Raw genomic sequence first — 734 nt, 5'->3', positions numbered from 1 at the left:
GCCATGTAGTCCTCAGCCTTCTGACGCCCCTCGGCCTGCGCGTTGGCGAGGCTGAGCACAACCCCAGCGACCGCGGCAAGTGCGACGGTGATCCCACCACCCACGAGCGTGACGCGGCTGAAGCTCGTGTTCATCGCCGTCAGCGCCTGCCGGAACTCCACGATCTTCGGAATCGCGAGCAAGCTCGCTCCACCGACGCCCGCGATCAGGCCGACCGCGGCACCCGATACCTGGATGAGCTGCTGCGCCCACTGAGGCAGCTCGTTGTACCCGTCCACGAGACCCGTGAGGCCCTGCACGAACTCGCGGAGCGGGCCGTCCACGCCGTCACCCATGACGATGAAAGCAGTGTCCAGAGCGCCCGTGAACGCCTCCCAATCACCCTTCAGATTGTCGAGGCGAGTCCGGGCAGTCTCCGTCGCGTACCCCTGCTCGTTGAGGCGCTTGATCCACGCGAGCATGCCCTTCTCGCCCTCGCTGTAGAGGACATTGGCACCACGCACCGCGTCAGACCCGAACATGACCGCCATGGCCGCGTTACGCGCCTCCGGGGTCAGATCCTTCATCCGCTCCTTCAACTGGCCGGAGAAGTTCGCGAGCCCTACAAACTGGCCGTTCGCGTCATACGCGGAGATGCCGAGTTCCTTGAACTTGTCCGCTGCCTCCTTCGACTGCGGAGTGAGGCGCTGAAGCATCGTCTTCAACGACGTACCCGCATCCGAGCCCACGAGACT

Annotated in this window: 1 protein-coding gene; it reads right to left on the bottom strand. The window is 64.9% G+C overall.

Going from position 1 to position 734, the window contains the following annotated elements; genetic code table 11:
* A partial coding sequence (locus tag ACI3KS_RS19615; protein WP_404920217.1) for a phage tail tape measure protein occupies window positions 1-695 on the bottom strand: 695 nt, incomplete at its 3' end.
* Window positions 696-734 lie beyond the last annotated feature (39 nt).

Source organism: Microbacterium sp. ZW T5_45, assembly GCF_044987415.1.
Taxonomy (GTDB): Bacteria; Actinomycetota; Actinomycetes; order Actinomycetales; family Microbacteriaceae; genus Microbacterium.
This window is presented reverse-complemented; position numbering and strand designations above follow the sequence as displayed.